The sequence below is a fragment of the Bradyrhizobium sp. LeoB3 genome (assembly GCF_055456055.1).
This window is the reverse complement of the sequence record NZ_JBVBEF010000156.1, coordinates 1-11132: the sequence shown is the minus strand read 5'-3', so window position 1 is coordinate 11132 and position 11132 is coordinate 1. Positions and strand designations below refer to the sequence as shown.

At 59.7% G+C, this 11132-nt stretch carries 11 protein-coding genes; 1 reads left to right on the top strand and 10 read right to left on the bottom strand.

What is annotated here, in order from left to right:
* Positions 1-94 precede the first annotated feature (94 nt).
* Both ACZXDY_RS42620 and ACZXDY_RS42615 read right to left on the bottom strand, forming a co-directional pair.
* Positions 95-823, bottom strand: a complete 729-nt coding sequence (locus tag ACZXDY_RS42620) for a nitroreductase (RefSeq protein WP_464349608.1) — start codon at positions 821-823, stop codon at positions 95-97.
* Complete coding sequence (locus ACZXDY_RS42615; protein ID WP_464349607.1) at positions 799-2028, bottom strand: ABC transporter substrate-binding protein; 1230 nt, start codon at positions 2026-2028, stop codon at positions 799-801. The genes ACZXDY_RS42620 and ACZXDY_RS42615 overlap by 25 nt, the downstream gene beginning before the upstream one ends.
* Before the next feature lie 232 nt (positions 2029-2260).
* Here ACZXDY_RS42615 and ACZXDY_RS42610 point away from each other — a divergent pair, with 232 nt between their 5' ends.
* Entirely contained in the window at positions 2261-3241 is a 981-nt protein-coding gene (locus ACZXDY_RS42610; protein ID WP_464349606.1) for a LysR family transcriptional regulator, read from the top strand.
* 32 nt (positions 3242-3273) lie between these two features.
* On the opposite strand, the gene ACZXDY_RS42605 is transcribed toward ACZXDY_RS42610, so the two are convergent.
* The 8 genes from ACZXDY_RS42605 to ACZXDY_RS42570 form a co-directional block, all read right to left on the bottom strand.
* A complete protein-coding gene (locus ACZXDY_RS42605) occupies positions 3274-3489 on the bottom strand; it encodes a hypothetical protein (protein WP_464349605.1) in 216 nt (71 codons plus the stop codon).
* A gap of 68 nt (positions 3490-3557) precedes the next feature.
* A complete protein-coding gene (locus ACZXDY_RS42600; protein ID WP_080664185.1) occupies positions 3558-4457 on the bottom strand; it encodes an ABC transporter substrate-binding protein in 900 nt (299 codons plus the stop codon).
* A 49-nt stretch (positions 4458-4506) separates the two neighbouring features.
* A complete protein-coding gene (locus ACZXDY_RS42595; RefSeq protein WP_464349609.1) occupies positions 4507-4824 on the bottom strand; it encodes an adenylate/guanylate cyclase domain-containing protein in 318 nt (105 codons plus the stop codon).
* Positions 4793-5590 (bottom strand): response regulator, encoded by a 798-nt coding sequence (locus ACZXDY_RS42590; RefSeq protein WP_464349604.1) that lies wholly within the window; start codon positions 5588-5590, stop codon positions 4793-4795. The genes ACZXDY_RS42595 and ACZXDY_RS42590 overlap by 32 nt, the downstream gene beginning before the upstream one ends.
* A 57-nt stretch (positions 5591-5647) precedes the next feature.
* Positions 5648-6013 carry a response regulator gene (locus tag ACZXDY_RS42585; protein WP_028169148.1) on the bottom strand — a complete coding sequence of 122 codons (366 nt, stop codon included), beginning with the start codon at positions 6011-6013 and terminating at the stop codon, positions 5648-5650.
* 2 nt (positions 6014-6015) lie between these two features.
* Complete coding sequence (locus tag ACZXDY_RS42580) at positions 6016-7464, bottom strand: HAMP domain-containing sensor histidine kinase (RefSeq protein ID WP_028169149.1); 1449 nt, start codon at positions 7462-7464, stop codon at positions 6016-6018.
* Positions 7465-7588: 124 nt separating this feature from the next.
* Positions 7589-8602 carry an ABC transporter substrate-binding protein gene (locus ACZXDY_RS42575; protein WP_080664187.1) on the bottom strand — a complete coding sequence of 338 codons (1014 nt, stop codon included), beginning with the start codon at positions 8600-8602 and terminating at the stop codon, positions 7589-7591.
* Positions 8603-8631: 29 nt separating this feature from the next.
* The gene (locus tag ACZXDY_RS42570; RefSeq protein WP_464349603.1) at positions 8632-9657 is read right to left on the bottom strand and encodes an ABC transporter substrate-binding protein; all 1026 of its coding nucleotides are present in this window, start codon (positions 9655-9657) and stop codon (positions 8632-8634) included.
* Between the last annotated feature and the right edge of the window lie 1475 nt (positions 9658-11132).

The window sequence follows — 11132 nt, the reverse complement described above, 5'->3', positions numbered from 1 at the left end:
TCATATCCTTGACTTCCCGGAGGAACGGAATGCTGCGCTGAATCAGTTCTTCTCGGCTTCCCATAGTCGTCTCCTTACTCTTCTCGATTGGGCTCTATGTTTCGAATCCCGCGAACGAGGCGAACTCATCGACGTCCGCCCGCGGCATCAATCTCTCCGTCATCGCAACCTTGGCGTTCCCGATCGAGATGCCGCACACCACGATCTGCTCGGCGGGGATCGACAGCAGCGGGCGCAGGATCCGGTGATATCTAGAGAACGTCTCCTGCGGGCAGGACTGAAGCCCACGCCCGGCCGCGGCCAGCAGCACGTTCTGAATGAACATCCCGAGATCGAGCCAGCTTCCGACTTCCAGCCGGCGGTCGATGGTGACGATCAATCCCACCGGGGCGCCGAAGAATGCATAGTTCTTCGCGGTTTGCCTGCTGCGGGCTTCGACGTCGCCTTGAGGGATTCCGAGCGAGCCGTAGAACAGCCGTCCGAACTCCTGCCGGCGATTCAGGTATGGCACGGGCAAATCGCTGGCGTAGTACCTGTACTCGGACACGTGCTCGTCGCGGCACGTCTCGTGCGCCTCCAGCAACGCCGCCGATACGCGGTCCTTGGCCGCGCCGGCGAGCACGTAGACGTACCACGGCTGGATATTCGCTCCGCTCGGCGCGAACCGCGCGATGCGGAGGATCTGCTCGATGGTCCGTCGCGGGATCGGATCATCGGAGAATTCACGGCAGGCGAAGCGGCCGGCGATGATCTCGTCGATCCGGTTCTGCGCGAGGCTGTTCGCCGCGTGCTCGCCGATCACGGCTTCTTCGAGAGCGGACATCCTCCTTCCTCCATCGGTTTGAAGGCTTCTTCCCCAGGAATTGTCGCGAGCAGCTCGTAGTAATCGAACCTGTACTTGGACTCCTCCGGAGACTTGACACGGAACAGATACATATCGCGCATCAGCCGACCGTCCTCCCGGATCCGGCCGTTCTTCGTCATGAAATCGTTCACAGGCATTTCACGCATCTTGGCGGCGACGGTCGGACCATCCAGCGTACCCGCAGCTTCAGCCGCCTTGAGGTAGTGCATGACCGCACCATAGGTGCCGGCATGGATCATGGTGGGAACCTTTTGGGTCTTCTCGATGAAGCGCTTCGACCATGCGCGGGTCCCGTCGTTGAGGTCCCAATAGAACGCCGAACTCAGCATCAGACCTTGGGCGCTCTGCAGTCCGAGGCTGTGAATGTCGGCAATAAAGACGATCAGGCCGGCAAGCTTCTGCCCGCGCGTAACTCCGAATTCGCCAGCCTGTTTCACCGCGTTGATGAAATCGCCGCCGGCATCGGCGAGCGCGATCACGTCCGCCTTCGAGGATTGCGCCTGCAGCAGGAACGAGGAGAAATCCGGTGTATTGATCGGATGTTTCACGGCGCCGACGACCTTACCACCGGTGGCGTCGATGACCTTGCGGCTGTCGGCCTCAAGTTGCGAGCCGAGGGAGTAGTCGGCTGAAAGGAAAAACCAGGTTTTTGCGCCGAGACGTGAGATTGCCTTGGTCGTTCCCTGCGACAGCGCGTAGGTGTCATATGTCCAATGGATTCCGGTCAATGAGCATTCGTCGCCGGTAAGGCGAGAGGTGGCGGCGCCGGTGGCGAGGAAGAGCTTCTTCCTGTCTCGCGTGATGCCCTGCACTGCGAGAGTGACGGCAGAGTTCGGCACGTCGAGGATAGCCTCGACACTTTCATTCTCCAGCCATCGCCTGGCTATCACGGAGCCGATGTCAGCCTTGTTCTGGTGATCTCCCGCAATAATCTGGACGGTGCGTCCGAGCACCTTTCCTTTGAAGTCGTCCACCGCCATCTGCGCCGCGATGACTGAGCCCTGGCCACCATTGTCCGCGTAGAGCGAAGACATATCCGTCAGGACGCCGAGCTTGACGGCACCGCCTTCCGCAGTCGCCGACGTCGTCACCGTTATGAGCGTCAGCGCCAATCCGAATGATTCGCGCCAGTCACCTCGGGGCCACCTCACCCAGGATTTCATCGTGCCTCTCCTCCCAACCCGGCAGAGGCAATCATGACCGAACGGCCGTGTTACGGAAGTGAAACTCTCGCAGAGTAATCCTGAACCACTTTCAGATTGCAGCGGCCGATAGCGACACAGCACGTTCTTCGGCATCCATTCGGTTGCGTCCGCGGCGCACCTGGCCATAATTGGACAGGATAGCAGCAACTTATCGGGGCCGATCCGCCAGTGACCGGAGGAGATTCCTTTCGTGTCTGTTTCGTTCAAGACATTGGATTTGAACCTGCTCAAGGTCTTCGATGCCGTCATGGAGGAACGTAGCGTGCTGCGGGCCAGCCAGAAGGTCGCACTGAGCCAGTCCGCCGTGAGCCACTCGCTCGCGCGGCTCCGCGAGATGCTGGAAGACGACTTGTTCGTGCGCACGGCAACAGGCATGCAGCCGACGGCGCGCGCGCTGACGATGGCGCCGCTGGTACGCGAAGCCCTGCGATCCCTCGAGGCCGCGGTCGAACTGCCGACCTTCGTCCCGGCGAACTCCACCAAGCAGTTCACGCTGGCCGCCAACGACTTCACTACGATGGTGCTGGCCTCTCCGCTTCTGAAGATACTCGGCCGCGAGGCCCCCACGATCGATCTGATGATCAAGCCGGTGACGCGGATCGACCTTGCCGAGCAAATCGACCTTGGCCGCATCGACGTCGCCATCGGTGTCTTCTCGGTCCCCCCGGGCCGCTTCCGCTCGGCCCTGCTGTTCGAATATGACGATGTGCTGATCGTTGGCGGAAAGCGCGAGCTCGGCCGGCTGGACAATGCGAAGCTGGCACGCCTGCCGCTGGTCGTCGTCTCCTTTGGCGGCGAGCAGGAGGGCGCGATCGGCGGTTTCATCTCCGAGCGAGGTCTCGCCAGACGCTCGGAAATGTACGACCGCGCCGCGCTCGAGCGGGCGCTCGCCGAAAGCGACCGGCCGCCGCGAATCGCGGTCTCCTTGCCACATTTTCTCGCCCTGCCCGCCCTGCTGGCGGATACCGAGCTGGCGGCCATCGTCCCGCGCCCGTTGGCGAGAGTGCTCGAGCAAACCCATGCAATCACGACCTGCGAGCTGCCTTACACCACGACACCCGTCGAGGTCCGGCTACTGTGGCACGAGCGTGTCGAGGACGAGCCGTCCCACGAATGGCTTCACGACGTCCTGCGGCGCGCGACCGAGGAACTCAGGCGCGGCGCGAGCTGACGGCATGCCGCGCCGGGACCGATCGCGCCCGCTTATCTCGCTGCCATGGTACCGGAAAGTGGCACCCAGCGCTCGCCGTCGAAGCGTTGTGGCCGGAGCGATTTGATCAGGCGGTAGTCGTCCGGGCCCGTGTTGACGGTGATGCCCGGAAACAGGCCCGGTAGCGTTACGTTCTTCAGGGACGTGGCGTGTTTCATGATGTTCTGCGGCGTAAGGTCATCGCCACACGCTTCGATCACCTTGGTCATAAGAACGGCGACGTTCCAACCGGTGAAGTTGAGCTGATCCTCAATGTCTCCTTCGGGCTAGTATTTTTTCATGAAGGCCAGCCACTCCAGATAGGCAGGGTCGTTGACCCATTCGGGATCGGCCACGGTCTTGGTCGGCGTGGCCGAAATCGCTCCCTTCGCGTTTCCCAGCCCCGCCGGCTTGAGGATCGCGCCACGAAGTTGCTTCCGATCGGCAGGAACTGCTGGGCGCGCCATCCAAGCTCGCTCGCCTTGCGGATCGCCTGCGAGGTGAATTTTCCGGTTGACGCGTTCAGGAAGACATTGGCATTGCTGCTGGCCAGCTTCACGACCTGTGAATCGACGGTCGGCGACGCCACCTCGTAGGGCGCGATAGCAACGATCTCCGCCTGCGGGTCGAGCCGCGCCAGTTCGGCCTTGAAGCTGCGAAGATATTCGCGTCCGTGGTCATCATTCTGGTAGAGCACCGCAACGTGTGCCCGCGGAATGGTTTCGGAAACGAGCCGCGCGTAAATCGCCGCCTCGGTGCTGAACAGGGTCATTCCCGAGATGGTGTATGGGCTGGTCTTCGGGTCGGCAAAACGGTCGCTGGCGGCGAAGACAAAGAGCTGAGGTACCTTCCGGCCATTCAGATATTTCTGGACCGCCGCGTTCTGCGCGGTCCGCATGCTGCCGAAGATCGCAACGGCCTCATCATTCTCGACCAGCCTTCGCGTCTGTTCCACGGCCTTTGGCGGTCTATAGCCATCGTCGAGCGAGATCAGCTTGATCTTGCGGCCATTGATTCCGCCACGTTCGTTGATCATCTGGACATAGCGGATCTGGATCTTGCCGACAGCGCTCAGCGCCGACGCCGTACCGCTATAGGGCATCGTCTGCCCAAGAATCAGCTCGCGCTCCGCCGCCACGGCCGCGCATAAAGTGGCCAGTGAAACCGCGAGAAAGAGTATTGCGCCAAGCCCTCGCATGCGACCTCCCCTGGACGAGCCGGACCTCTAGCCGGGCGCTTCGAAGGGACTAAGTCATCTCAACGACGTTGTATGCCGCTATCGGACGACGCAACCCCTTGAGCGTCAGTTCACCCACGGGCTCCGCGGTCGCCCTCGCGTCAAGCGCCTCCCGCACCCTACCATCAACGAGAATCTGACCGTCGCGCGCCTCCGCGCAAAGACGGGCAGCTAGATTCACCACGGTACCGATCGCGCTGTACTCAGAACGTCCCTCAAAACCGATGGCGCCGAGTGTCGCATATCCATACGCAATGCCGACTCCAAAACCAAGGTCATGTCTTTCACGCCGCCACTTATTCGACAATTCCAATAGGCGGCTTCGCATCGCGACCGCCATTTGGACAGCTCGGTTGCATGGATCTGCACAAGGTCGGATCGCCAAAAATCACCATGATTCCGTCGCCCAGGAACCTCTCCAATGTGCCTTCAAACTGGTGCACGAGGGAGCCTAAGGCGGCATGATATTCTTGCATCACCGCCATCACCTCTTCGGGTTCAGCAGTCTCTGCGAACGCTGTGAAACCGCGAAGGTCACCGAAGACTATCGTTACCTGTCTGCGGTGGCTCGCCAAAGGCTCATATGTCGATGAAGAAAGAATCAACTCCGCTATTTGCGGCGACAGAAACCGCTTCAAACGGCTGACCCGTTCAATTTGCACAACTTGCTCCTCAACACGCTGCTCAAGCCTTCTATTCCACTCGGCGAGCTCGACAGCCTGGGCTTCAGCTCGATCATGCAACTCTTTAATTCGGAGCATGGAGCGCACACGCGCAACGAGGGCTGCATGGTCGATCGGCTTGGTCAGATACTCGTCAGCACCCGCGTTGAGTCCCGCGACGACATCCTCTGATTCGGTCCGCGCCGTCACGATGATGATTGGAACAAATCCCAGCGTCGTATCGATCTTCAATCGCCGGCAGACCTCAAAGCCATCGATCTTCGGCATCATGACGTCGAGGAGGACAACGTCTGGCTCTACTTCATGCACGACCGCGAGCGCCCTCTCGCCGTTTTCAGCCTCCACGATCTGATAACCCTCGGCACCGAGGCGCGCGGTAAGAAGGCAGCGATTCGTTTCATTGTCATCCACGATCAAGATTCGGGGTGGGACATGCATCTCCGCTCCACATCAGCACGCACGGGACCCTCATGGCAGGTATCGATGGATCGTCTCAAGTAGCTTTCGTGCGCTGTAGGGTTTAGCGACGTAGGCATCGCAGCCAGCAGCGCGTGCCTTTTCCTCGTCGCCGCTAAGCGCATAGGAGGTGACGACAATGATTGGAATATCGCGCAGATCCGGCTGCGCTTTTATGCGACGTGTCGCCTCGTATCCGTCGAGAAGAGGCAGTTGGATGTCCATCAGGATCAGGTCCGGGCTATGGGTTCGCGCCGCCATGAGCGCTTCTTCGCCGTCGTGCGCCTCGATCATTTCATAACCGACGCTTGCAAGCAGATCGCGCAGAATCTGCCGATTGTCCTCCTGGTCTTCGACGACAAGTACGCGCTTGCTCATGCCTACACCGCCTGCTGCTCAAGGCGGGCCGGCACCAGGAAAGAGAACCGAGCGCCCTGGCCGACGCGAGATTGGATCCAGATTCGTCCGCCATGCATTTCCACAATGCGCTTTACGATCGCGAGGCCCAACCCCGCGCCTCCCTTCGTCTTGGTGATCGAGTTATCCACCTGCTGGAATTCCTGGAAGATTCTGGCTTGGTCCACCTCGTCGATGCCAGGTCCTGTGTCCTGAACAGAAAAGACATAGGAATCTGCCTTCGCCTCCACTTCTATTCGGACCTCTCCCCGGTCTGTGAATTTGATCGCGTTACCAACGAGATTGAACAGGGCCTGAGCGAGCCTGCGTTCGTCTCCTCGCGCGGGCGGCAAGCCAGCGGGAACGGCAATTCTCAAACTCAGGTTCTTGTCTGCGGCGAGCGACTCAACGGAGGTATGGACAACATTTACCAGCTCCTCCACCGAATAGTCGGCCAGCGAAAGCCGAAGCTGTCCGGCCTCAATCTTGGAGAGGTCGAGGACGTCGTTGATGAGCCCGAGCAGATGTCTGCCGTTCCGTTGGATCCTTTCGATGGCGGGGCGCATCTTCTCTGGCGGATCGCCGTATATGCCGTCCAGCATGAGCTCCGAAAAGCCGAGTACCGCGTTCAAGGGTGTCCGCAATTCATGACTCATGTTTGCGAGGAACTGCGATTTGTGTCGGCTCGCCTCCTCAAGGCTCCGGTAGAGCTGCTGCAGCTCGTCGCAGGTCGAATTAACGTGCGCCGCAAGCTCCCCGAGCTCGTCCCGATTGGGCACCTCTATGCGCTGGGCAAAATCGCCAGCGGCTATCCGATTCAAGCCGTCGTGAATAATGCGTACTGGCTCGATCACCGAGCGGGAGATCGCATGTCCTAAGACCAGCGTAAGGACAAAACTTGCGAGAGCGACCACAGTGACGAGCATCTGTGATTTGGTGTAGGTTTGTCGGCTCGCATCTATGCCGGCCACCATGTCTGCTTCAGCCCGATTGACCAATTGATTAGTCAGTCGTTCGAGCTTGTCCGCGAGGGGTCCGAGCTCCGCGAGTTCTCTCTGTTTGGCCTCAGCCGCTCGTCCACCGCGGATGAGCTCCGCGATGTTTGAAACGACGGCTATGAAGCGCGCATATTCTTCTCGCACTTGGTTAAGCAACGCCACCTCGTCCTTTGCGACGAACGAGACGCGATCAAGGTCATACCCAAACTGATTGATCTGCCGCAGCACAACTGCTAACGTCGTTTCATTTGGAAAGGCGAGCGCTGTCGACACGCCATAAAGCTGCCGGAGCGTATTGTGCTGCATCTGCCGATATGCCTCGATCTTCTGCTGCAGACCAACGACTTGGTTCGCCCGCTGATCCGCCTCGCGCAGCGAGAGGAGGCCGATTACCCCAACCGAGACCAAGAAGACCTCGATGGCGAAGAACGCCATCAGCAATTTTGTGCGCAATGAGGGTCGTAGTGAAAAACCGAGAAGAACGTCGTTTATCGACGCGCCATCTCCACTTCCTCGCGATCTTGCAGGGAGTGGACGCTGGCCAAGGAACGACGCCGAATCAGCTTCCAAGTTCACGACGAACCTCTTTGAGAAACCGCCAGTCGGCTGCATCCGCGATAATTTTGGCTGGATTCGATTTCAGCATCTTCGCTTCGCGCAGACGAAGCGCGTAAAAGCGGATAGTGTCCTCGGGATCGTATTCGCGCCAGCGGTTGTACGGCACATCCGCAAGCGTCTGAGCCGCATAGTCCTGACGAGGTGTGAACCCCCCGTCCACCATCCGCCGCGCAACAAGGGCTGGCGAGCTGACGCACAAATCCGTAGCTCGCAGCATGGCGCGAACTACACGTTTGGTCGCAATGGGATTCTTCCGGACGAATTCACGAGTCCCCGCCAACATGCAGCAATAATATTGTGACCATGGGCGATCTTGCGCACTGTTAACGATGACATGACCGATATTCTGCGCACGCAGGCGCTGTGGTTCCGGAGGGAATCCAAGGAACGCGTCAATCTTACCCTCAGCAAACAACTCGATCGGCTTGACCGATGCACTCGTCACCCACTCGATATCCTTGGCTGGATCAAGTCCGACAAGCGCCGCCATCGCACTGATGAAAACGTGCGGGCTACTGCCAAGCCCCTGCTGGCCGACGGTTCGCCCCTTCAGATCGGCAACGCTACGTATGCCCTCCTTGGCGAACAGCTCGAAGCAGCCGACATGAACTCCGGCCACAATAGTAATGCTCGCACCTCGATCGATCTCGAGCAGAAGTGGGCCAGAGAAATGCAGGGTGAAGTCGATGTCGCCCCTCGCGATTGCTCTGGTTTGCTCTACGCCAGCGTCGGAGTCGACGTAAACCACATTTGTAAACCCCTCGGCATTCAATAGATCGCTGACCACGTACTGAGGTGCGATACAAATGCTTGGGTTCTTCGCAAGCCGAATTGTAGGAGTCTCCGGCGGCGGATTGGACTCTTCGGCCCTCAGTCGAGCTGAGACGCTCCCAAACAGGGCTGCAGAAGCTGCGCAGGCCCCAGCCAGCAGCAAGTCGCGACGGTTTGTATGCATCGGGACCTCCTCGAAAGCGCTGTAGTTGATCAGCCTCCCAATTCACGTCGCACCGCGTTGAGGAACCGCCAGTCAGCTCCATCCGCGATGAGTTTCGCAGGGCTTGACTTGATCATTCCAGCTTCGCGAAGACGAAGTGCGTAAAAGCGGATTGTGTCCTCAGGATCGTACTCGCGCCAGCGGTTGTACGGCACGTCCGCAAGGGTCTGGACCGCGTAGTCCAGGCGAGGCGCGAAACCCCCATCCACCATACGCTTCGCAACGACGGTCGGTTCGCTCACGCATAAGTCCGTGGCTCGAAGCATGGCGCGCACCACGCGCTTGGTGGCAACAGGATTTCTTCGAACGAATTCGCGATTGCCCGCCAGCATACAGCAAAAATATTGCGACCATGGCCGATCCTGTGCGCTGTTGACGATAACGCGCCCGAGGTTCTGCGCGCGCAAACGTTGAGGTTCTGGCGGAAATCCGAGGAAGGCGTCGATCTTGCCGTCTGCAAACAATTCGATCGGCTTGACCTTCGCGCTCGTCACCCACTCGATGTCCTTGGCGGGATCGAGCCCCACAAGCGTCGCCATCGCGCTCAGGAATACATGCGGGGGCGACTCGAGCGATTGGACGCCGACGGTTCGACCCTTCAGGTCGGCGACGCTGCGTATGCCCTCCCGGGCGAAGAGCTCGAAGCAGCCGACGTGAATCCCGGCCAGAACGGTAGTGCTCAGGCCTCTATCGATCTCAAGAAGGAGCGGCCCAGAGAAATTCAGGTTGAAGTCGACATCGCTGCTTCTCCAGATCGCGTTGTCCTGTGCGGAGCCGTTACCTACGAACCCGGTTTCGACGTGAACGACGTTTGTGAACCCCTCGGCGTTCAGCAGGTCTCTGACGACGTAGGCAGGCGCGATGCAAAGGCTTGGGCTCTTCGCGAGGCGCAGCGTAGTGGTCTCTGGCGGCGGATCGCGCTCTTCGGCCCTGAGCCGAGTGGTAATGCCCCAAAGCAGCGGAGCGGAGGCGGCGCAGCATCCCGCCAACAACAAGTTGCGACGATTCGTAGGCATCGGGACCGCCTCGAGAACCTTAGGGTTACTTCCGGGGGCCGAACTTCGGACCGTGCGGGAGAAAGCGCCCGCTCTCGATAAAGATATCACTGCTGCGCTACGTCGGATATGGCCGAGTACCTGACGTGTTTGCAATCGCAGCAATCCTCGGCCTCGGCCTAGGGGCGAGATCGGGCGTGAAGGCCACCATCCTACAATGTCGGGCCTTCCACAGACCGGCGACATGGCGGCTCTGCTGTGCGTTGTCAGCTTAGGGTCCAAAAAGCGTGGGCGTAGCGCCCGGCTCAAAACTTCCGGTCTCTCCCGAAATCGAGCCCCAAAAAGTAACGAGGCCGCAAAGGGGGCGAACCCTCTGGGCCTCGGTTCGTTCATCCGCGCCTGGGGCTGGGGGCAGTCGTGGCGCCGGTCAACCGAATTCCTTAACTCTTGCTGGGCGGCTCGCTGGTTCGCAAGAGACGTCTCTCGCAGGGAGAGAGTTCCTTGTGGATGGTTGCCTTCTCCTAAAATGCGAATTGCGCTCGCTGCCAGACCATCTGCAGGAGAACACTATTGAATCAGAAATCCATAAGCTGCCTTTTTGCGCCCATGTTCCTCCCCCCGCCCTAGTTCGCCATGCGCCTGCTCGCATTCAGCGCAAGCTTGCTTGTTTGGCGATACTCCAGAGCCTCCGCGGTCTCGGACGCGCCCCGCCTACTCGCGGGTGGTGGACCCAGTTCTGAGCTGCTTATTGTTTTACCTTGCAGCTGCCAGACCCGGCGGCACTTTCGCACCCCGAAGAACAATTGACCTCCGCCTTATTCCCTTGACCATCGTCGCATAAGGCATTGTTGCCGTTGCCGCCTGCCTGGCATTCGGCGCCTTTATTACTGTTCCCGGTGCTGAGTGTGTAAGTCGTGCCGCCGCAAACTAGATCAACCGATGCGAAAACAGCGGGCCCAGTACCCAGCCCTCCCTGGCCAGGGAAAACGACCACTAGGCCGCCACTCTGGGCATACGAAACTCTGGTGTTTGTGCGGCGGCAGTCCCAGCTATCGCAGAGATTAGGGTAGAAATCGTCACTAACTTCACATCGATCTCCCAATCTTCTCGATCTCCCAATCTTCCCCGCCTGCGATGAGCTATTATACATTACCGGGCCTCGCATCTGCGAGTGGGTGAAGGTGAAGAACCGCACCATTCGGCGTACAGCCGCGTGCTGGATCAGTTCTAGGAGGGCGCCTGCAGGAGTCCGGCATTGGCCAATATTAAAAAGGCCGCGCCATCCGGGCATGGAAGGCGCGGCCAAGTCTAGGGAGGTTGAACAGGCCCAAAGGGCCAAGCTACTGCCGGTTTAGGAATGCCGGCAGTTCAAGAAGGCCTAACGGCCCACAAGCTCGAGGCGGTCGCCGACCGTGGCTCCTTCGACGGAGAGGAGATATTAGCCTGCGAAGAGGCTGGCGTTGCAGTCACCTTGCCCAAGCCCATGACGTCGAACG